The 21,652-nt window shown below is 64.8% G+C and carries 19 protein-coding genes; 16 read left to right on the forward strand and 3 right to left on the reverse strand.

Annotated features, from left to right (window positions below; genetic code table 11):
- Positions 1–55 precede the first annotated feature (55 nt).
- Positions 56–715 (reverse strand): biliverdin-producing heme oxygenase, encoded by a 660-nt coding sequence (locus tag DY468_RS12075; protein WP_164605054.1) that lies wholly within the window; start codon positions 713–715, stop codon positions 56–58.
- A gap of 60 nt (positions 716–775) precedes the next feature.
- Positions 776–1,708 carry a cobalamin B12-binding domain-containing protein gene (locus DY468_RS12080; RefSeq protein ID WP_246700958.1) on the reverse strand — a complete coding sequence of 311 codons (933 nt, stop codon included), beginning with the start codon at positions 1,706–1,708 and terminating at the stop codon, positions 776–778.
- Positions 1,709–1,912: 204 nt separating this feature from the next.
- On the opposite strand from DY468_RS12080, the gene bchF reads away from it, so the two are divergent.
- Genes bchF through hemA form a run of 14 tightly spaced genes read left to right on the forward strand, consistent with a single transcriptional unit; the run spans position 1,913 to position 17,820 of the window.
- Complete coding sequence (gene bchF / locus DY468_RS12085; RefSeq protein ID WP_230761260.1) at positions 1,913–2,473, forward strand: 2-vinyl bacteriochlorophyllide hydratase; 561 nt, start codon at positions 1,913–1,915, stop codon at positions 2,471–2,473.
- Complete coding sequence (locus DY468_RS12090; protein ID WP_164605055.1) at positions 2,470–3,759, forward strand: ferredoxin:protochlorophyllide reductase (ATP-dependent) subunit N; 1,290 nt, start codon at positions 2,470–2,472, stop codon at positions 3,757–3,759. Before bchF ends, DY468_RS12090 begins: the two co-directional genes overlap by 4 nt.
- Positions 3,760–3,761: 2 nt before the next feature.
- Positions 3,762–5,384, forward strand: coding sequence for a ferredoxin:protochlorophyllide reductase (ATP-dependent) subunit B (gene bchB, locus DY468_RS12095; RefSeq protein ID WP_164605056.1), 1,623 nt, complete (start codon positions 3,762–3,764; stop codon positions 5,382–5,384).
- A complete protein-coding gene (locus DY468_RS12100) occupies positions 5,359–9,105 on the forward strand; it encodes a magnesium chelatase subunit H (protein ID WP_164605057.1) in 3,747 nt (1,248 codons plus the stop codon). The genes bchB and DY468_RS12100 overlap by 26 nt, the downstream gene beginning before the upstream one ends.
- Complete coding sequence (gene bchL, locus DY468_RS12105; protein ID WP_164605058.1) at positions 9,102–10,040, forward strand: ferredoxin:protochlorophyllide reductase (ATP-dependent) iron-sulfur ATP-binding protein; 939 nt, start codon at positions 9,102–9,104, stop codon at positions 10,038–10,040. Before DY468_RS12100 ends, bchL begins: the two co-directional genes overlap by 4 nt.
- Positions 10,040–10,741 carry a magnesium protoporphyrin IX methyltransferase gene (gene bchM / locus DY468_RS12110; RefSeq protein ID WP_107343556.1) on the forward strand — a complete coding sequence of 234 codons (702 nt, stop codon included), beginning with the start codon at positions 10,040–10,042 and terminating at the stop codon, positions 10,739–10,741. Before bchL ends, bchM begins: the two co-directional genes overlap by 1 nt.
- On the forward strand, positions 10,738–12,171 hold the full coding sequence (locus tag DY468_RS12115) for a BCD family MFS transporter (RefSeq protein ID WP_164605059.1): 1,434 nt from the start codon (positions 10,738–10,740) through the stop codon (positions 12,169–12,171). The genes bchM and DY468_RS12115 overlap by 4 nt, the downstream gene beginning before the upstream one ends.
- A gap of 22 nt (positions 12,172–12,193) precedes the next feature.
- On the forward strand, positions 12,194–12,961 hold the full coding sequence (gene puhA, locus DY468_RS12120; RefSeq protein ID WP_164605060.1) for a photosynthetic reaction center subunit H: 768 nt from the start codon (positions 12,194–12,196) through the stop codon (positions 12,959–12,961).
- On the forward strand, positions 12,958–13,620 hold the full coding sequence (puhB, locus tag DY468_RS12125; RefSeq protein WP_164605061.1) for a photosynthetic complex putative assembly protein PuhB: 663 nt from the start codon (positions 12,958–12,960) through the stop codon (positions 13,618–13,620). The genes puhA and puhB overlap by 4 nt, the downstream gene beginning before the upstream one ends.
- Before the next feature lie 14 nt (positions 13,621–13,634).
- A complete protein-coding gene (puhC, locus tag DY468_RS12130; protein ID WP_164605062.1) occupies positions 13,635–14,141 on the forward strand; it encodes a photosynthetic complex assembly protein PuhC in 507 nt (168 codons plus the stop codon).
- Between the two features lie 2 nt (positions 14,142–14,143).
- Complete coding sequence (locus tag DY468_RS12135) at positions 14,144–14,443, forward strand: O2-dependent cyclase accessory protein (protein ID WP_164605063.1); 300 nt, start codon at positions 14,144–14,146, stop codon at positions 14,441–14,443.
- Positions 14,440–15,537, forward strand: a complete 1,098-nt coding sequence (acsF, locus tag DY468_RS12140; protein WP_164605064.1) for a magnesium-protoporphyrin IX monomethyl ester (oxidative) cyclase — start codon at positions 14,440–14,442, stop codon at positions 15,535–15,537. Before DY468_RS12135 ends, acsF begins: the two co-directional genes overlap by 4 nt.
- Before the next feature lie 13 nt (positions 15,538–15,550).
- A complete protein-coding gene (gene puhE / locus DY468_RS12145; RefSeq protein WP_164605065.1) occupies positions 15,551–16,612 on the forward strand; it encodes a putative photosynthetic complex assembly protein PuhE in 1,062 nt (353 codons plus the stop codon).
- Positions 16,609–17,820, forward strand: a complete 1,212-nt coding sequence (hemA, locus tag DY468_RS12150) for a 5-aminolevulinate synthase (RefSeq protein WP_164605066.1) — start codon at positions 16,609–16,611, stop codon at positions 17,818–17,820. Before puhE ends, hemA begins: the two co-directional genes overlap by 4 nt.
- Positions 17,821–18,394: 574 nt before the next feature.
- On the opposite strand, the gene DY468_RS12155 is transcribed toward hemA, so the two are convergent.
- Positions 18,395–19,363: a LysR family transcriptional regulator gene (locus tag DY468_RS12155; RefSeq protein ID WP_164605067.1), complete on the reverse strand. Its 969-nt coding sequence runs from the start codon at positions 19,361–19,363 to the stop codon at positions 18,395–18,397.
- A 518-nt stretch (positions 19,364–19,881) separates the two neighbouring features.
- Here DY468_RS12155 and DY468_RS12160 point away from each other — a divergent pair.
- Both DY468_RS12160 and DY468_RS12165 read left to right on the forward strand, forming a co-directional pair.
- Positions 19,882–20,577, forward strand: a complete 696-nt coding sequence (locus DY468_RS12160) for a response regulator (RefSeq protein WP_164605068.1) — start codon at positions 19,882–19,884, stop codon at positions 20,575–20,577.
- Positions 20,578–21,447, forward strand: a complete 870-nt coding sequence (locus DY468_RS12165; RefSeq protein ID WP_246700959.1) for a response regulator — start codon at positions 20,578–20,580, stop codon at positions 21,445–21,447.
- The last annotated feature ends 205 nt before the right edge of the window (positions 21,448–21,652 follow it).

The following is a 21,652-nucleotide window of genomic DNA, read 5'->3' on the forward strand; positions in this document are numbered from 1 at the left end:
ATCAATCGATAGAGCGCTGTAGGTCCCATCTGGGCGCGCCGCGGAAAGGCGGCCTTCAGGCCTGGTGGCGCTGTACGTCCATCGACAGTGCGATGTTGTAGGTGAACGCCACCGCGCCTTCCTCGATGATCGCAGCCGGATCGGGCGCGGCCGCGCCGGCACGTTCCAGCGCGTTGCGATAGTCGGTCTTCAACGTCGCCGGATCACCGATCGCGGAAAAGTCGTAATGCGCCAGTTCGTCGGCGCCGAGCTGCATGGTTTTCTCCAGCAGCCGACGCACGATCTGTCCGCCGTTGAGATCGCCGAGATAGCGCGTGTAGGCGTGCGCGATCAGCAGGCTGCCGTCGCCTTGGCTCACTTGCACGATCCTCTCGGCATAGGCTGCGGCGGACGGCAGGACCGGCAGCCGTTCCCTCCAATCCGCGCCGGCGAGTGCCTTCAGGTCGGATTCGATGGCGGGCGTGCGTGCCAGCGAATACGCGGCCAGCGGCGACAGGATCGGATTGTCACGATGACGTTCGATGCCGGCCTCGATCGCCTGATAGGTGGGATGAAGATTGCGCAGCAGCAGCGTGTAGCCGTCGCGTCCTGCGGTTCCGTGCAGGATCTTTGCGAGGATGCCGGACTTCTCAGCTTCGAGGTGTAACTGTCGAGTTCGCACATACAATGCGGTGACGACGCTGTCCGCGCCGCGCTCCGCTGCTTCCACAACCATGCCGGTCCTCCAATGCAGGAGGCCTTATACCAGAAATCGCAGTCCGCGCGCGAACCGACGTCAGCTCTTGTTCCGCGCCGCGTGGACCAGCTCACGGGCAAGTCCCGGCGCGCTCGCGCCATCGACCGCGCAGCCGTCCGCACCGACTGCACGGATCAATTCCGGCCGGCGAACCAGAAGCGGGCCACCGAGCAGAACCGCGACATGGCGATTGCGAGAATCGCGGCGGATGTTCTGGATGTCGTGCTTCAATTGATCGAGATGGCGCTCGCCGCCGACCGAAAAGCCGACGACGTCGAACGCCCGCTCCTGCACCAACGCGATCATCTCGCGGCGCGAGTCGAACGGGCCGGTCCAGATGTCCCACCCGTCGCGCCGGAAGAATTCCGCGACCATCGTCAGGCCGAAGCTGTGTTGCTCGCCGGGAATCGTCGTTAGCAGCGCCGTACCGGTGCCGCTCACGCGCCGCTCGTCGGCGACGCTCTCGCCGATCCGTCGAAGCATGCGTTGCAGGCGACTAACCGCGAGCGTGACGTTGACGAAGCTGGCGGTGTCGTCCTCCCACATCTCGCCGAGGCGATGCGCGGCGGGGGCGAGCAGGTTGAGGAAGATCAATTCGGTGGCAGTCCCCTGCGAGATAAGACTCTCCACGTAGTCGAAGGCTGCCGTCTCGTCGTGGCTGAGAACCAGCAAGGTGAACTGCTGCACACCGAAAGACGTACCAGGATCGACCGGGGTGGACATGCTCGGAAATGGGATCTGCGACGGCGTCGTTCGGGAAAACGCGAGGGTTCGGAGCGAGGTGGCGATGGCCGATGACTGGAGTGGCGGGGGACACCGCCAGATAGGCTCCGAAATCGCCGGGGTCAGGGGAGTCACCGGGAAGGTGGCTGGTTCGGCGGCGGTATTCGCCGCGGTCGGATGATCGTCCCAGTCCGCCATAGGGGTACTCCCTGACCATAGACATAAGGCTGACGGTCCTTGGACCGTCAAGTTTAATTTACGTATGGTTTGATTGACAGTGGCATGCGTGGAGACTAGCCTTTGTTGATCAGCCGCACTTTTGGGAGTGGCGCGGTGCATCGTCGGTCAGCAACAGATCAAGAAAATGAGGGTCTGGGTGCGACAGTCCCGGCCTCCCAACCGGTGACCTCGGTATCGCATCACCGTGATGGGGATGTGTCAAACATTCTTTACATGAAGGATCCCGAGGTCGGCGCATCGCGTCATGGTGGCGCCGAGCGGGTTCAGCAACAAAAGCAAGCAGTTAAGATGCTCTACACCCCCGAAGAGCGAGTTCGTCGCGATTCGACAAAATGGACGCTGGTCCAAGGTATTTTGGCACCGGTCCAGTTTTTGGTGTTCCTGGTCAGTCTCGGATTGGTGTTGTGGTATCTTGCGACCGGAGACGGTTATGCCGCCGCGACCGCGTCGATCGTGATCAAAACGCTGGTGCTCTACACCATCATGGTCACCGGGGCGATTTGGGAGCGCGAAGTCTTCGGCTGTTATTTGTTTGCGCCTGCGTTCTTCTGGGAAGACGTCTTCAGCTTCTTGGTGCTGACGCTGCACACCGTCTACCTGGTGATGCTGTTCCTCGGCCTCGGCGATGCGCGCGATCAGATGTACGTCGCCCTTGCCGCCTATGCGACCTATGTCGTCAACGCCACCCAGTTCGTGCTGAAATTGCGTGCCGCGCGTCGTGACGAGCGGATGGCCGGCCTGCGTGAACCTTCGGTTTCCGGGAGCCGCGCATGACCGTGCACGTCACAGGCTGTTCGACCGCTGCTGCGGATCAATTGGTGTCTCGTGAGATTCGCACTGAGAGCGGACAGCGAGAAGTGTTCTGCGGATTGACCGGCATTGTCTGGTTGCACCGCAAAATTCAGGATGCGTTCTTTCTGGTGGTCGGATCGCGCACCTGCGCGCACCTGATCCAGTCGGCCGCCGGCGTGATGATCTTCGCCGAGCCGCGGTTCGGCACGGCGATCATGGAAGAGAAGGATCTCGCCGGCCTGACAGACGCCAACGACGAGCTCGACCGCATCGTCACCCAGTTGTTGGCGCGCCGGCCCGACATCAAGCTGTTGTTCCTGGTCGGCTCGTGTCCGTCGGAGGTCATCAAGCTCGATCTGTCGCGTGCTGCGCTGCGGCTGTCGCAGCGGTTCTCCCCGGACGTGCGCATTCTGCATTACTCGGGCAGCGGCATCGAAACCACGTTCACGCAGGGCGAGGACGCCTGTCTGGCCTCGCTGGTGCCGGAATTGCCGGCGTCGACGGATGCCAAGCCGTCGCTGCTGGTGATCGGTTCGCTGGCCGATGTGGTCGAAGACCAGTTCGTGCGGATGTTCGATGCGCTCGGCGTCGACAACGTTGCGTTCTTTCCGCCGCGCAAATCGACCGCGCTGCCGAGCATCGGGCCGAATACCAAGATCCTGATGGCGCAGCCATTCCTGCCCGACACCGTGCGGGCGCTGGAGGAGCGCGGCGCCAAGCGTCTGGCGGCGCCGTTTCCGCTCGGCGTCGAAGGCACCACGGGGTGGCTGCGGGCCGCCGCCAATGCGTTCGGGGTCGATCCGGCGAAGTTCGATCAAGTCACGTCGCCCAACCGCGCTCGTGCCGAGCGGGCGCTCGCGGCATTCAAGGCCGAACTCGGCGGCCGGCGGATCTTCTTCTTCCCCGACTCTCAGCTCGAGCTTCCGCTGGCGCGATTCCTGTCGCGCGAGCTGGACATGAAGCTCGTCGAAGTCGCCACCCCGTATCTGCACCGCGAGCAGCTCGCCGAAGAGCTGAAGTTGCTTCCGGCCGGCGTCGCGCTGACTGAAGGTCAGGACGTCGACGATCAGCTCGATCGTTGCCGTCTGGCGCGCCCCGACATCGTGGTGTGCGGCCTCGGCCTCGCCAATCCGCTCGAAGCGGAAGGCATCACCACCAAATGGTCGATCGAACTCGTGTTCACCCCGATCCAGGGTTACGAGCAGGCGGCCGATCTCGCTGAATTGTTCGCGCGGCCGCTGGTGCGGCGCGCCAAGTTGGTGGCCTGACCATGCAGCTCACCGTATGGACCTACGAAGGACCTCCCCACGTCGGCGCGATGCGGATCGCGACCGGTATGGAAGGGCTGCACTACGTGCTGCACGCGCCGCAGGGCGACACCTACGCCGATCTGCTGTTCACCATGATCGAGCGCCGCAACAAGCGGCCGCCGGTGACCTACACGACGTTCGCCGCGCGCGATCTCGGCAAGGACACCGCCGAACTGTTCATGACCGCGGCCCGCAACGCCTATGCGCGCTTCAAGCCGCAGGCGATGATCGTCGGTGCTTCCTGCACCGGCTCGCTGATCCAGGACGATCCCGGCGGGCTCGCCAAGTCGCTCGGCTTCTCGATTCCGGTGATACCGATCGATCTGCCGGCGTATCAGCGCAAGGAAAACTGGGGCGCGTCCGAGACGTTCTATCAGCTCGTCCGCGCGATCGCCGGTCCGAAGGCGCCGCCGCCCGGCACCAAGCGTGCCGAACGCCCCGCAGGTCAGCGCCCCAAGTGCAATCTGCTCGGGCCGACCGCGCTCGGATTCCGCCATCGCGACGACATCACTGAGATTACCAAGCTGCTCGGCCAGCTCGGTATCGACGTCAATGTGGTGGCGCCGATGGGCGCAACGCCGGTCGATCTCACCCGGCTCGGCGACGCCGACTTCAACGTCGTGCTGTATCCGGAAATCGCTTCGCAGGTCGCCTCGTGGCTGCAGCGGATCTTCCATCAGCCATTCACCAAGACGATTCCGATCGGCGTTTCGGCAACGCGCGAGTTCGTTCGCGAAGTCGCCGGCCTGGCCGGCGTCGATCCCGAGCCGGTTCTGGCGGCGGCTTCCACCCGGCTGCCGTGGTACTCGCATTCGGTCGACTCGACCTACCTGACCAACAAGCGGGTCTTCATCTTCGGCGACGCCACCCATGCGATCGCCTCGGCGCGGATCGCGTCCGAAGAGCTCGGCTTCAAGGTGGTCGGGCTCGGCACCTACAGCCGTGAGTTCGGCCGCGACGTCCGCGAGGCGGCGGCGAAATACGGCGTCGAGGCGCTGATCACCGACGATTATCTCGAAGTCGAAGCCAAGGTCGCCGAACTGCATCCGGAGCTGGTGCTCGGCACCCAGATGGAGCGCCACATCGCCAAGCGCCTCGGCGTGCCCTGCGCGGTGATCTCGGCGCCGGTGCACGTTCAGGATTTCCCTGCGCGCTATGCGCCGCAGATGGGATTCGAAGGCGCCAATGTGATCTTCGACACCTGGGTTCATCCGCTGATGATGGGCCTCGAAGAACATCTTCTGGCGATGTTCAAGGACGATTTCGAATTCAAGGACGGCGCGCTGCCGTCGCATCTTGGCACCGGCCACGCACCCGCTCCCGCGCCCGCAGCGGCGGAGGTCGCCGTTGCGCTGCCGCAAAGCGCGCCGGTTCTCGACGGTGCAGCATCTCAACCGGTCCCGGCCGCAACTGCTCCTTCGGGAGCCGTATGGGCGCCGGAAGCCGAAAAGGAACTGCTGAAGATACCGTTCTTCGTCCGCGGCAAGGCTCGACGAAATACCGAGCGCTTCGCCAACGAGAATGGTGTCGCAACAATTACTGTCGAGACATTGTACGATGCCAAAGCGCACTTCGCCCGCTGATAAGACCCCGGTCCGGGTCGTCATCGTCACGCTGGACAGCCATTTGTCCGGCGCCGCCGCGCGCGCCCGCAACGCGTTGCGCAAGGATTACCCCGGAATCGAGCTGACGGTTCACTCAGCCGACGAGTGGGGCAGCGACGGCAACGCGCTGCAGCGCTGCCTCGCCGATATTGCGACCGGCGACATCATCATCGCCACCATGCTGTTCATGGACGATCACGTCCGTGCGGTGATGCCGGCGCTGCAGGCGCGGCGTTCCGCATGCGACGCGATGGTGTGCTGCATGTCGGCCGCCGAGGTGGTGAAGCTCACCCATATCGGCAAGTTCGACATGAGCGCCGAAGCGCTCGGCATGATCAACTGGCTGAAGAAGCTGCGCGGTAAGAAGCACGAAGGCTCGGCCGGCAAGGGCGAGATGAAGATGCTGCGGCAGCTCCCGAAGCTGTTGCGCTTCGTGCCCGGCACCGCGCAGGACATGCGCGCCTACTTCCTGACGCTGCAATACTGGCTGGCGGGCTGCGAGCAGAACATCGCCAACATGGTGCGGCTGTTGGTCGACCGCTACGCCAGCGGTCCGCGCAAGGGGCTGCGCGGCGTCGCCAAGGTCGAGCCGCCGCTCGAATACCCCGATATCGGCGTGTACCACCCGAAGATGAAGGGCCGGATCGCCGAGTCGGTCGACAAGCTGCCGACGGGCCCGTCCGAAGCCAAGGGCACGGTCGGCGTGCTGCTGCTGCGCTCCTATCTGCTCGCCGGCAATGCCGGGCATTACGACGGTATGCTGGAGACGTTCGAAGCCAAGGGGCTGCGCGTCATCCCGGTGTTTGCCTCCGGCCTCGATCAGCGCCCGGCGATCGAGAAATTCTTCATCAAGAACGGCCGCCCCACGGTCGATGCCGTGGTGTCGCTCACCGGCTTCTCTCTGGTCGGCGGCCCGGCCTACAACGACTCCAAGGCGGCCGAGGACATCCTCACCGCGCTCGACGTGCCGTATCTGTCGGCGCATCCGGTCGAGTTCCAGACGCTGGAGCAGTGGGCGACGTCCGATCGCGGCCTGATGCCGGTGGAAAGCACCATCATGGTGGCGATCCCCGAACTCGATGGTTGCTCCAATCCGATGGTCTATGGCGGCCGCTCCGACGGCGGCGACGTCGCCTGCCCGGGCTGCGAGAAGTTCTGCAAGTTCGAGCGCAATGAAAGCGGCGGCGACATGCACGTCTGCGCCGAGCGCGCCGAGATGCTGGCGTCGCGCACCGCGCGGCTGATCGCGCTGCGGCGAAGCGAGCGCAAGGACCGCAAGGTCGCGGTGGTGCTGTTCAACTTCCCGCCGAATGCCGGCAACACCGGCACCGCGGCGTTCCTCGGCGTGTTCGAGTCGCTGTTCAACACGCTGACTGCGATGAAGGCCGAGGGCTACACCGTCGAGGTGCCCGAGAGCGTCGATGCGCTGCGCGAAGCGATCATCACCGGCAATGCGGCACGGTTCGGTTCGACCGCCAACGTCCACACCCGGGTGATGGCCGGCGACCACGTCAAGGCCGAGCGTTATTTGCGCGAGATCGAAGGGCAGTGGGGTCCGGCGCCCGGCAAGCAGCAGAGCGACGGTTCGTCGATCTTCATTCTCGGCGAGCGCTTCGGCAACGTGTTCGTCGGCGTGCAGCCGGCGTTCGGTTACGAAGGCGACCCGATGCGGCTGTTGTTCGAGAAGGGGTTTGCGCCGACGCACGCCTTCTCGGCGTTCTACCGCTGGATCAAGCAGGATTTCGGCGCTCACGCTGTGCTGCATTTCGGCACCCACGGCGCGCTGGAATTCATGCCAGGCAAGCAGACCGGACTGTCGGGCACCTGCTGGCCCGACCGCATGATCGGCGATCTGCCGAACATGTATCTGTACGCCTCCAACAACCCGTCCGAGGGCGCGATCGCCAAGCGGCGGTCGGCGGCGACGCTGGTCAGCTATTTGACGCCGCCGGTCGCGCATGCCGGCCTGTATCGCGGGCTGCTCGAACTGAAATCCTCGCTCGAGCGCTGGCGCGGCCTGACGCCGGAGGAAGAAACCGAGCGCGCGAATCTCGCCACGCTGGTGCAGGCGCAGGCCGCCGGCCTCGATCTCGCCCCGGCCGAGCCGGCCTGGACCGCCGAAGAGGCGGGCGCGACGATTGCCAAGCTCGCCGACGCCGTGCTGGAAATGGAATACGCGCTGATCCCGCACGGCCTTCACGTCGTCGGCAACGTGCCTTCCGAAGAGGAGCGGGTCGAGACGCTGGAAGCGGTCGCCGATGCGATGCACGGCAAGCGTCCGGACAAGGCGATGCTCGAAGCGCTGGTGCGCGGCGGTCATCCCGAACATCTGTCCGGCAATGGTGCCGAGGCGCAGGCCAATCTCGACATGCTCAAGGAGCTGGCCGGGATCGACAAGCTGCTCGCCGAAGACCATGAGCTGGCCGCGATCCTGCGCGCGCTCGACGGCAAGTTCATCCGTCCGGCGCCGGGCGGCGATCTGCTGCGCACGCCCGCGGTGCTGCCGACCGGCCGCAACCTGCACGGCTTCGATCCGTTCCGGATTCCGTCGGCCTACGCGCTGCAGGACGGCGCCAAGCAGGCGCAGCGGCTGATCGACAAGCACATCGCCGAGGGCAATCCGCTGCCCGAGACGGTTGCGATCGTGCTGTGGGGCACCGACAACCTCAAGAACGAAGGCGCGCCGATCGGCCAGGCGCTCGCGCTGATGGGCGCAAGGCCGCGGTTCGACGGCTACGGCCGTCTCGCCGGCGCCGATCTGATCCCGCTGGAAGAACTCGGGCGGCCGCGCATCGACGTGATCATCACCATGTCGGGCATCTTCCGCGACCTGCTGCCGCTGCAGATCAAGCTGCTCGCCGAAGCCGCCTTCATGGCGGCGAGCGCCGAGGAGCCGGCCGAGCAGAACTTCATCCGCAAGCATTCGCTGGCCTATCAGGCCGAGCACAAATGCGACATGGAGACCGCCTCGCTGCGGGTGTTCGGCAACGCCGACGGCGCCTACGGCTCCAACGTCAACCATCTGGTCGAGAACAGCCGCTGGGAAGACGAGGACGAACTGGCCGAGACCTATACCAAGCGCAAGAGCTTCGCCTACGGTCTCAAGGGCCAGCCGGTGCAGCACGCCGAGCTGCTCAAGAGCGCGCTCGCCGACGTCGATCTCGCTTATCAGAACCTCGACTCGGTCGAACTCGGCGTCACCACCGTCGATCATTACTTCGATACGCTCGGCGGCATCAGCCGCGCGGTGCGCAAGGCCAAGGGCGGCCAGGCTGCCCCGGTCTATATCGGCGACCAGACCCGCGGGGCCGGCACCGTCCGCACGCTGTCGGAGCAGGTCGCGCTCGAAACTCGCACGCGGATGCTGAATCCGAAGTGGTACGAGGGCATGCTCAAGCATGGCTACGAAGGCGTGCGCCAAATCGAAGAGCACGTGACAAATACTATGGGCTGGTCGGCAACCACGGGCGAAGTCGCCCCGTGGGTGTACAAGCAGCTCACCGAGACCTTCGTGCTCGATCCTGAAATGCGGGCACGCCTCGCCGCGCTCAATCCGGTGGCCTCGGCGAAAGTCGCCAACCGCCTGATCGAAGCGCACGAACGCAACTACTGGTCTCCGGACCCAGAAATGCTCGAGACCCTGCGCAAGGCAGGCGAAGAGCTCGAGGATCGCCTGGAAGGCGTGGGAGTGGCCGCATGAACATCCTGACTGACCCCCTGAAGCTGAAGACCTCGGGCTGCGCCGACATCAATGCCGGCAAATGCGCCGAAGGCGACGGCGAGGGCAGCGTCCAGGTCCAGCTCGACCCCGACGTCAAGATCGGCTCCGCCAAGGTGTTTTCGATCTACGGCAAGGGCGGTATCGGCAAGAGCACCACGTCGTCGAACCTGTCGGTGGCGTTCTCCAAGCTCGGTAAGCGCGTGCTGCAGATCGGCTGCGATCCGAAGCACGACTCCACCTTCACGCTCACCAAGAAGCTGATGCCGACGGTGATCGACGTCCTGGAGTCGGTGAACTTCCACTCCGAGGAGTTGCGCCCCGAGGACTTCGTGTTCGAGGGCTACAACGGCGTGATGTGCGTCGAGGCTGGCGGTCCGCCGGCCGGCACCGGCTGCGGCGGCTATGTCGTCGGCCAGACCGTGAAGCTGCTCAAGGAGCATCATCTGCTCGAAGACACCGACGTGGTGATCTTCGACGTGCTCGGTGACGTGGTGTGCGGCGGCTTCGCCTCGCCGCTGCAGCATTCCGAGCGGGCGATGATCGTCGCCGCCAACGACTTCGATTCGATCTTCGCCGCCAACCGCATCGCCGCGGCGATCCAGGCGAAGTCGAAAAACTACAGCGTGCGGCTGGCCGGACTGATTGCCAATCGCAGCCGCGAGACCGACCAGATCGACAAGTTCGGCGAGCGCACCGGTATCCAGCGCGTCGCGCATCTGCCGGATCTCGATGTCATCCGGAAGAGCCGTCTGAAAAAGATGACACTTTTTGAGATGGATCACACCGCAGAAATCGAAGCTGTGCAAAATGAGTATCTTCGGCTCGCTACGGAGTTGTGGGAGGCGAAGGAGCCCCCGGTCCAAGGCAAGCCGCTGAAGGATCGCGACATCTTTGATCTCTTGGGATTTGATTGATGGCGTTGGGCAGCTACATCGAGCGACGCGGCGAGCTTGAAACCTATTTCGACCGTACTGCGGCCGATACCTGGGCGAAGCTGACGTCGGACGCACCCGTCAGCGGCATCCGCGCCACCGTGCGCGCCGGCCGCGACGAAATGCGCAACACCCTGTTGTCGTGGCTTCCCGCCGACATGACCGGCACCCGGCTGCTCGACGCCGGTTGCGGCACCGGCGCGCTGTCGATCGAGGCGGCGCGGCGCGGCGCCAAGATCGTCGCGATCGATCTGTCGCCGACGCTGGTGGCGGTGGCGCGCGAGCGTCTGCCGGCCGACATCGATCCGGCCGCGATCGACTTCCGCTCCGGCGACATGCTCGACCCCGAACTCGGCGAGTTCGACTTCGTGGTCGCGATGGACTCGCTGATCCACTATCTGCCGCACGACATCTGCCGGATGCTGGCGACGCTGGCGTCGCGCACCCGTCAGTCGATGGCGGTGACGTTCGCGCCGAAGACTCCGCTTTTGACGCTGATGCATTTCGTCGGCGGCTTCTTCCCGCGCGCCGACCGCGCGCCGGCGATCGAGCCGATCAGCGAAAAGACACTGCGCAGCCTGGTGGCCGAAGAGCCGCTGCTGGCGCAATGGCAACCCGGCCGCACCCATCGGGTGTCGTCCGGCTTCTACACCTCGCAGGCCCTGGAGATGGTTCGGCGATGAGCCAACTTGCGGCGACATTGGCGAAAGGCTGGATGCGTCTCGGCACGCGATTCCTGCCGTTCGCCGACGCGGCGACGAAGGAGCTTCCGCTCGGCCGTCTGCTGCGTCTGTCGCTGTTCCAGGTCTCGGTCGGCGCCTCGGTGGTGCTGCTCAACGGCACGCTCAACCGGGTGATGATCGTCGAGCTCGGCGTCACCACGCTGCTCGTCTCGCTGATGGTATCGCTGCCGCTGGTGTTCGCGCCGTTCCGCGTCCTGATCGGCTTCAAGTCCGACCATCACCGTTCGGTGCTCGGCTGGCGCCGGGTGCCGTACATCTGGATGGGTACGCTGCTGCAGTTCGGCGGCTTTGCCATCATGCCGTTCGCGCTGCTGGTGCTGTCCGGCGGCGGTGAGTATCCGGCGGTGTATGGCCAATTCGGCGCTGCGCTGGCGTTCCTCTTGGTCGGCGCCGGTCTGCACACCACGCAGACCGCCGGGCTGGCGCTCGCCACCGACATCGCGCCGGAAGACTCGCGGCCGCGGGTCGTGGCGTTTCTGTACGTGATGCTGCTGATCGGCATGACCGGCAGCGCGCTGATCTTCAGCGAACTGCTGCGCGACTTCAGCGAGCTCAGGCTCATCCAAGTCATCCAGGGCGTGGCGGTGACGCAGCTTCTGCTCAACATCGTTGCGCTGTGGAAGCAGGAGGCCCGCAATCCGGCGCTGACCGCGTCGGCGCGTCGGCGTCCGCAGTTCGCCGAGTCCTGGGCTCAGTTCCGTGATGCCGGCGGCTCGACCCGGATGCTGGTCGCGATCGCGCTCGGCACGGCGGGCTTCTCGATGCAGGACATTCTGCTGGAGCCCTATGGCGCCCAGGTGTTGCAGCTCACCGTCGGCCAGACCACGGCGCTGACCGCATTCTTCGCACTCGGCACGCTGGCCGGCTTCGCGCTGGCGGCACGCACCCTCGGTCGCGGCGGCGACCCGTATCGGCTCGCCGGCCTCGGCGCGATGATCGGCATGTTCGCGTTCGCGGCGGTGGTGATCTCGGCGCCGGCGCAATCGGTGCTGCTGTTCCGGATCGGCACCGCGCTGATCGGTTTCGGCGGTGGCCTGTTCGCGGCCGGCACGCTGACCGCGGCGATGGCGGTGGCCTCCCGCAGTGATTCAGGAATGGCGCTCGGTACGTGGGGCGCAGTGCAGGCGACCGCAGCCGGCGGCGGCATCCTGCTCGGTGGCGGCATTCGCGACGCCGTTGCTTCGCTCGCCAGCGACGGTGCGCTCGGCGCCGTGCTGTCGGGGCCGGCGATCGGCTATTGCTTCGTCTACTACATCGAGATCGCGTTGCTGTTCGCAACGCTCGTTGCCGTGGGTCCGCTCGTGCGCACGACACGAACGGACTACACGCAGTCGTCAGCCAAATTCGGCCTCGCCGAATTTCCAGGTTAACTAAGAGGAAGGGGTCTGTCCCATGCAACCCGGAGCGTATTTGGACTTAGCACAGGTTACCCTGTACGTATTTTGGATCTTCTTCGCTGGCTTGCTGTTCTATCTGCGCCGGGAAGACAAGCGCGAGGGCTATCCGCTGGTCGCCGATGCCGGCACCGGCACGCGTCTGGCGAAGATCGGCGTGCCTGCGCCGCCGGATCCGAAGACCTACCTGCTGCGTGGCGGTGCTACCAAGACCGTGCCGTCGACCAGCAACGATCGCCCGAACGTGGCGCTCGCGCCGGCCGCGCCGTGGCCGGGTGCGCCGTTCGTCCCGACCGGCAACCCGTTCGCCGACGGCGTCGGCCCGGGCTCCTACGCTCAGCGCGCCGACGTGCCGGAACTCGGCCTCGACAACCTGCCGATCATCGCGCCGCTGCGCGCCGCGAAGGGCATGTTCCTCGATCCGCGTGACCCGAACCCGGTCGGCATGCCGGTGGTCGGCTGCGACGGCGTGGTCGGTGGCACGGTGACCGAAGTCTGGGTCGACCGCGCCGAAGTGATCGCCCGCTACCTCGAAGTCGAGGTTGCCAAGAGCAAGAAGCGCGTCCTGCTCCCGGTGCCGTTCGCGCTCATCAACAGCCCGTTCGGCAAGGTGTCGGTCGACGCCATCCGCGGCGACCAGTTCGCCGGCGTTCCGACCATCGCCAAGACCGATCAGGTCACCAAGCTCGAAGAAGACAAGGTCTGTGCGTACTACGGCGCCGGCACTCTCTACGCCACGCCGCTGCGTTCGGAGTCTCTGGTATGACCGACACCCCCAGCCAGTTTCGTGAGCTTCCGTCGCCCTTGCCGGAGGGAGAGCGCGTCATCTGGCAGGGGAAGCCGACCTACAAAGGGTTGGCCATCAGGTCCTTCCACATGCGGGCAGTGGCGGTCTACTTCGTCCTGCTGATCGCGTGGAAGGCCTGGTCGCACTGGTCGAGCGGCCAGTCGCCGGTGGAAGCATTGACCTCCGCGTCGATGCTTCTGATCCCGGCGCTGGGCGGCCTCGGCCTGCTTGCGTTACTCGTCTGGCTGTTCCGGCGCGCGACCTGCTACACCATCACCTCCAAGCGCGTCCTTCTCCAGATGGGCGTGGCGCTGCCGATCACCATCAACATTCCGTTGACCAAGATCGCCAACGCCGACCTGCGCCGCAATCGCGACGGCAGCGGTGACATTCCGCTGCGGATCATCGACGATAAGCGCGCCTCCTATGTGTTGCTGTGGCCGCATGTGCGGCCCTGGTACATCAATCAGCCGGAACCGATGCTCAATTCGGTTCCGGACGTCGCCACCGTCGCCGCCAAGTTGACCGAAGCGGTGAAGGCGCAGACCGAAAGCTCTGCGCTGGCGATCGGACAAGCCACCAGCAGCGGCCCCAAGGATGGTCCGCTGCCGAGTTCCACCGCAACGGCAATTGCCTGAACCCGGAGATCGAGATGAGCGAGGCCGCGCACAATCTCAATGTTCCGAAGGGCGTCCTGATCTCGGCTGCGGCGGTCGTGTTTTTCACGATCGCTGCCGCCGCGACCACCAGCCTGACCGGTATCGGACATTCCCGGATGACTCCTCCGGCGATGGTCGAGAGTCTCGACTTGAACTTCGAAGACAGTCCGGACGGTGCGGTGCTGGTGTATCGCGCCGCCGACCGCGGATTGGTGATGTCGCTGCAGCCGGGACACTCGGGCTTCGTCCGCGTGGTGCTGCACGGCATGGCGCGTGAGCGTCAGAAGGCCGGCGTCGGTTCGGCGCCTGCATTCCAGCTCGCCCGCTACGTCAACGGGCAGTACACGCTGACCGATCCGGTCACCAAGAAGGTGATCGACCTCAATGCGTTCGGCGCCGACAATCTGCGCGCCTTCGCGCAGCTGATGCCCGCCGGCACCGGCGCTGAACAAACCACCTCCAATAACGAGAACCTGACCGAGAAAGGCGCTTCGAAATAAGCATGTTCGGACTAGGGAAACGCACGAGCTTCGACGTCCCCTGCACGGTCGAGATCGAACAGACCTCGGAAACCCTGCACGCGCACGTCGTCCTCGACGGCGACATCGAAATCGGACCCGGCGACGAGGTTCTGGTTCATGATGCGCCGACCCACGTCGACTTCGGCGAACGTTTGGTCGTTCGTCGCACCGCAACCGTGGTCCGTGCCGGTCTGTTCGACAAGATCCGCGCGCGGTTCGAAGGCTACCGTGAACTGACCGAACTGTACGAAGTCAGCTTTTCGACCGGGAGGGTTCAATGATTCCAATGGAGGGCGGCGCCCAGGGCGCGCTACGATCGCGACCGGACATCAAGGGCAGCGTCGACAGTCTCAACATCGCCAAGCAGGACACCATCCTGACGCCGCGGTTCTACACCACCGACTATGCGGCGATGGACAAGCTCGATGTCAGTCTCGTGCGCGCCGAATGGACCGCGATGATGGACGAGCTGCGCGCCGACTACAACAAGGCGCACTTCAAGAAGACCGACGAATTCCTCAACAGCGACCTCGACAAGCTGCCGCCGGAGCTGCGCGCCGAGTTCAAGGACTTTCTGGTGTCGTCGCTGACGGCGGAGTTCTCCGGCTGCGTGCTCTACGCCGAGATCAAGAAGCGGATCAAGAACCCGGAGATCCGCGAACTGTTCGGCCTGCTCAGCCGCGACGAAGCGCGCCACGCCGGCTTCATCAACGAGATCCTGAAGGATCACGGCATCGGCGTCGATCTGTCGTTCCTGACCAAGGTCAAGAAGTACACCTACTTCCGGCCGAAGTTCATCTTCTACGCGACCTATCTGTCGGAGAAGATCGGCTACGCCCGCTACATCACCATCTACCGGCAGATGGAGCGTCATCCCGAGCGCCGCTTCCACCCGATCTTCAAGTGGTTCGAGCGCTGGTGCAACGACGAGTTCCGGCATGGCGAGGCGTTCGCGCTGCTGATGCGCGCCGACCCGTCGCTGTTGTCGGGCGTCAACAAGCTGTGGATCCGGTTCTTCCTGCTGGCGGTGTTCGCGACGATGTACGTCCGCGATCACATGCGCCCGGCCTTCTACGAAGCGCTCGGCGTCGACGCCACCGAATATGGCATGCAGGTGTTCCGCGTCACCACCGAGATCTCCAAGCAGGTCTTCCCGGTGACGATCAATCTCGACGACCCGCGCTTCCTCCAGAACCTCGAGCGGCTGCGCATCGCCGCGGAGAAGATCGACCGGAGCCGCAGCCAGGGCCTACTCGGCAAGTTGAAGCGGCCGTTCTATGCCGCCTCGGCGGCGCTGGCATTCGGCCGGCTGTTCCTGCTGCCGGCCAAGCGCAACGAACTGCCGCGCGTCATCGGCCTGCGTCCGGCGTGGTGAGGGGGATGGTGTGATGGTCAGCTACCTCGGCCCGCCGATCTTCGCAGCCTTCGTCTGGTGGTTCTCCACCGGGGCGGTGCTGCTGCTCGTCGGCAGCGTCGGCCGGTCCGAATTGCTGCGGGCGGTGTGCGCCGGGGGAATGCTCACCATCGCGCTGTGCGGCCTGTCGGTCACCGCGCACGACGTCAGCGTCGGCGCGGCCTATATGGCCTTCAGCTGCATCATCTTCCTGTGGGGTGCGCAGGAGATCGCGTTCCTGTCGGGCTGGCTCACCGGTCCGCGGGCTGAGCCGTGTCCGCCCGGCGCCAAGGGTTTCATCCGCTTCAGCTACGCACTGCAGGCAATTCTCTATCACGAGCTCTGTCTGCTGGCGTGCGGCGCGGTGGTGCTGGCCGTCACGCTCGGCGCCGAGAATCAAGTCGGGCTGTGGACCTATGTGGCGCTCTGGGTGCTGCGCCAGAGTGCGAAGATCAATCTGTTTCTCGGCGTGCCCGTCACCAACGACGAACTGATGCCGGATGCCGTTCAGTTCCTGAAGACGTACTTCGCGCGCAAGCCGGTCAGCGCTTTTTTCCCGATTTCTGTGACTCTGGCGACCGCAGTGCTGGTGGTTATGATCCAGCGCATTGTGGAAGTCGCCGATACGCCGTTTGAAGTGGTCGGACTGACCCTGGTGTCGACGCTGTTCGCGCTCGGTGTCGTCGAGCATTGGTTCATGCTGCTGCCCTTGCCTGCCATCACGTTGTGGAGCTGGGGCATTCGTCCAGGTTTCTCGCCGGAGAACATCGTCATGGAACAGAAACCCTCCGCCACCATCGCCGCTGCCTCCGCGCAGGGCTCTTCGCAGCACTCTGATTCTCAGGCCGCGGCCGAGAGTCGCCCCGGCGCGCCGCAGCTCGTCGTGGTGCCGACCGCCCGCGCCGACGATTCGCAGCCGAAGGCGCGCCAGGTCTGTGCCCGGCAACGGCTCGAAGAACAGTTTCGCCAGACCTTCCTGGAGCAACATCCCCGGAGCGGCTTGGCATCGGCACGGGTCGCAGAACCCGCCGCGACGCTCAACGGGAGGACGTCATGAACTACGAAGCCTATTTCAAGCGCCAGATCGAAGGTCTTCATCGCGAAGGGCGTTATCGGGTGTTCGCCGACCTGGAGCGCCATGCGGGCTCGTTTCCGCGTGCGACCCATCATCGTCCCGAGGGCACCAATGAAGTCACGGTGTGGTGCTCCAACGACTATCTCGGCATGGGCCAGCACCCTGAGGTGCTGAAGGCGATGCACGAGGCGCTGGATTCCTGCGGCGCCGGCGCCGGCGGCACCCGCAACATCGCCGGCACCAATCATTATCACGTCCTGCTCGAGCAGGAGCTCGCGGCGCTGCACGGCAAGGAAGCCGGCCTGCTGTTCGCCTCGGGCTACGTGTCGAACTGGGCGACGCTGTCGACTCTGGCATCGCGGATGCCGGGCTGCGTGATTCTGTCGGACGAGCTGAACCACGCCTCGATGATCGAAGGCATCCGTCACAGCCGCAGCGAGACCCGGATCTTCGCGCATAATGACCCGCGCGACCTCGAGCGCAAGCTCGCCGATCTCGATCCGCACGCGCCAAAGCTGGTAGCGTTCGAGTCGGTGTATTCGATGGACGGCGACATCGCGCCGATCGCAGAGATCTGCGACGTCGCCGACGCGCACAACGCGATGACCTATCTGGATGAAGTTCACGGCGTCGGCCTGTACGGCCCGAACGGCGGCGGCATCGCCGATCGCGAAGGCCTCAGCCATCGCCTCACGGTGATCGAGGGCACGCTGGCGAAGGCGTTCGGCATCGTCGGCGGCTACATCACCGGCTCGGCGGCGCTGTGCGATTTCGTCCGCAGCTTCGCTTCCGGCTTCATCTTCTCGACCTCGCTGCCGCCGGCGGTCGCCGCCGGTGCGCTGGCCAGCGTCCGGCACATTCGGTCGAGCTCGGCCGAGCGCGACCGTCACCAGGATCGCGTCGCCCGGCTGCGGATGCGACTCGATCAGGTCGGCGTCGTCCACATGCGCAATCCGAGCCACATCGTTCCGGTGATGGTCGGCGACGCGGTGTTGTGCAAGCAGATCAGCGACGAGCTGATCGAGCGTTACGGCATCTACGTGCAGCCGATCAACTATCCGACCGTGCCGCGCGGCACCGAGCGGCTGCGGATCACGCCGTCGCCGCAGCACTCGGATGCCGACATCGAACATCTGGTGCAGGCGCTGGCTGAAATCTGGGCTCGCGTCGGCCTCGCCAAGGCCGCCTGACCTTTTCACTGATCTACCCGAGCAAGACTGGCGCGCGCCTCCCGGCGCGCGCCTTTGTCTTTGCGGAGCTCTGCGCATCAGGCTCTGCGCTGCGGCCGTGTCTGCCGCTCGCCCCGAACCTCTCCCCGCGAAGGGCGCGGAGAGGGAGCGAGCCGTTTTTGGGGGGGGGCGCCGCAGCCCACACTGGCGCGGGCGCATGAGAGTCTCAGTCTCGCGCCCGGCCTAGAGCAGTTCTGCTTTTCATAGAATCAGAGCTGATCCACGCCGCCTGCCACACGCACAACGTCATGGTGAGGAGGCGCGTAGCGCCGTCTCGAACCATGTGACGCAGGGAATGCGTTGCCCCATCCTTCGAGACGCCCGGCTTCGCCGAGCTCCTCAGGATGAGGACTCAGTGCATTCGGAAAGGTCGGATCGTCCAATCAAACGATGAACCGCTCCAACCTCTCCCCGCGCGCGGGGGAGGCCGGATTGCGCAGCAATCCGGGTGAGGGGCATTCGGCACAGCCGAGGGTCAGGAATTTTCGACCGCCTGGGTGCGGCTCAGCGGATCAGAACCGCCGGCGCCCTTCGTTCAGCCGCGCTTGCCGCGCGGCGACGGCCGGGTCAGCCGCATCCGGCCGTGGGTGCGCGGCAGGAAATGCGGACCTTCCGCCTTGAGAAAGTCGAGCATCGCCTGCGCTGGCGGCAGCAGCACCTTGTCCTTGCGGCTGACCACGAACCATTGCCGCACCACCGGCAGACCGACGACGTCGAGGATCACCAGGCGCCGCTCGTCGAGTTCGGTCGCCACCGTGTGGGCGGAGATGAAAGCGATGCCGAGGCCGGCGATCACCGCCTGCTTGATGGTCTCGTTGCTGGTCATCTCCATGCCGGTGCGCGGACTGATCCCGGCGCCTCCGAAGAACTGCTCCATCAGGCTGCGGGTGCCGGAGCCCGGCTCCCGGGTGACGAAGGTCTCGCTCGCCAGCTCGTGCGGATCGATATCGTCCTTGCGTGCCAGCCGGTGCGCGGTCGGCGCGATGATGACATGCGGATGGTCGCCGATCAGATGCACATCGACCTCGAGATCGATCGGCGGCCGTCCCATGATGGCAATGTCGAGTTCGTAATTGCGCAGCTCGGCGCCGATCTCCCGGCGATTGCCGATCGACAGATGCACGTCGATCTTCGGATGGCGTTTGAGGAAGCCGGAGATCGCGAACGGCACGAAGTACTTTGCGGTCGATACCGCGCCGATCGAAATTCGCCCAGCGGTCCTGCCGGCGATCATCTCCAGCGAGGTCTCGCAGGCCGTGATCGCCGCTTCGATCCGCTCGCTGAGCGCCAGTACCTCGCGGCCGGCGTCGGTCAGCCGCATGCCGTCGGTGCTGCGCTGGATCAGCGGCAGATCGGCGAGAGCCTGCAGATTGCGAAGCTGCAGCGTCACCGCCGGTTGCGTCAGGTTCAGCTTGCCGGCGGCGGCCGTCATGCTGCCGGTCTCGGCGAGCGCCGCAAGCGCGCGCAACTGGCGGATCGACACCGCCCTGAACTGCCGACTCATATAACTGAAACTTTCACCACAACGATAATGAGCCAAGTTTTATTGAATTCGCATCGGGCGTCAACGGCGCGGAGATTGCGCTGAGCGGCGCGATGGTCGCTGCGTGCGCGGGCGCTGCGACGCACGAAAATGGCGGCGCGAAACGGGATGCCGAAGTGTTTGCTGTGCGAATGTGGTGTGACGTCCGTGTACCGATCCGGCCGCCGACTCGGTCTTGATCGTCGAGTGACGGGTGGTGGAGTCGAACTGCGTAGTTGAACGAGGTTGTTGTCGGCGCCGGATGTTATTGGCGCCTGCGCCTCGTAGCATCCCGTGGCTATTCGCAAAACGCTGGATAACATTTGCAGGCCGCACGTAACTAATAGGCGCATCCTCGTAGTTTTCGGTCGGAGTTGACGGCGTCCTTCAACCCTCTGTTAGCGCGGTGGTCGCAGAGTTCGAGGGGGTGCCGGTTCCGCCGGCCGACGACGCAGGTCGAGAGGATCTGGCGATCGACCGCAGCAGCACGGAGGCTTCGCGTGAAGAATAGGGTCCTGCATATCGATGATGACCCGGCCATGCTGAAGATCGTCGCAGCCGTGCTGGCACGCGACCCTGAACTCGAGAGCAGGGGCTGCTTGACCGGCGAGGAAGGGGTGATGGCAGCTGCGGACTGGCTTCCTGATCTGATCCTCAGCGACGTATCGATGCCGGACATGAGCGGACTCGATGTGATGGCGCGGCTACGGCAGAACGAACGAACCGCCCATATTCCGGTCGTGCTCACTACGGCGCGCGGCGAACCCAGGGACATTGCCGAATACACCGCGCACGGAGCGATCGGCATCATCATCAAGCCATTCAGCTTGAGCGGGCTGGCGAGCCGGGTCCGCGATTACCTCGACGTTGCGGAGGCTGAAGCGTTCGAGCCGCCGCTGCCCGACATTGGTATCGAGCGGCGCTTCAGGCACGACGCCGAGACGCTTCGTCAGATGCGCGGCGGCTTGGCGGCCGGGGAGATGACGCCCGAGCTGCGTACCGTGGTTCACAAGCTCGCCGGCGTCGCCGGGATATTCGGCTTCGCGGCGATTGGTGAAGCCGCGGCAAGGGTCGAGAAAGAAATCGTGCGGGTCGAACGCGAAGGCGCAATGCCGTCGGGTGTTCTTGCCCTGCTCGACGCCCTTTTGGAGTTGCTGGAGCGGGAGACCGGGATCGCTGCAGGAGCGGACCGATAAATGAATCGAGCGGGGGAAGACATGGACGCGCTCACCGAGAAACGCCCGAAGATCCTGATCGCGGACGACGATCCCGCCGTCGTCAAGGCGTTGTCGTATCGCTGCGAAAAGATGGGGTTCGCGATCGACACCGCCAATAACGGCATCCAAATGCTGCTGAAAGCGCGGCGCACGGCGCCCGACCTGATGATCGTCGACGTCAACATGCCCAAGCTCGATGGACTGACGGCGTCGTTCCACTTGCTCGATCAGGGTGGTCATTCGCTCGACATTCTGGTCGTCACCGGCAGTTCGGACGAGACCACGATCGAGCGCTGCGAAGCGATGGGATTGTTCTATGCGCGGAAGGGGCCGGAGTTCTGGATCGATCTCAAGGCGGCGCTGACCGAAATCTTTCCGCAGATGTCGGAGGCGATCGCGGCGCAGAGCGACACCCTGGCGGGGCTGCCCGAGCTGGTGCCAAATCGTCCGCGTGTGCTGATTGTCGATGACGACGAGCAGGTCGGTGCGTTTCTCGCCAGCCGCCTGAACAAGCTGGGAGTCGAGGTTCTGTATGCGCCCAGCGCCGCACAGGCGTTGCGGTTGGCCGCGAAGCGCCATCCGTCCGTGGTGGTGACCGATTATCACATGCCTCAGGGGGGCGCCGAGTTTTTGATCACCCGGTTACGCGCGTCGCCGGAGACTGCGGCGATCCCTGTGCTGATCCTCAGCGAGCGCGACTTCGACAAAGTGTCCGTCCAAGCGCTGACGCGTGAGGTGATGGGGCATGCCGGCGCGGTGAAGATCTTCAAGAAGTCGTTCGATGTCAGCGAGTTGTTTCAGACGATTCAGGATTTCTGCGCGTTCGATTCATCGCCCGCGGCGCATTGATGGGCGGCGATCAGGGTAGCGGTGTAGACGCGGCAGCGGTGTTCCTCATGAGAAGCGCATCTTTCGGATCTCGCTCGAGCGAGCTGAGGTATCGAGCTCTGATCCATATCGCGATCGGCATTATCGTGAGCCTGGTCGTCAGCACAGCCGTGATGGTCTGGTCCAAGCGTTGGAACGACGACATCGCCCGCTCCAAATTCGACGA

This window comes from Rhodopseudomonas sp. BR0M22 (assembly GCF_010907035.1).
Lineage (GTDB): Bacteria > Pseudomonadota > Alphaproteobacteria > Rhizobiales > Xanthobacteraceae > Rhodopseudomonas.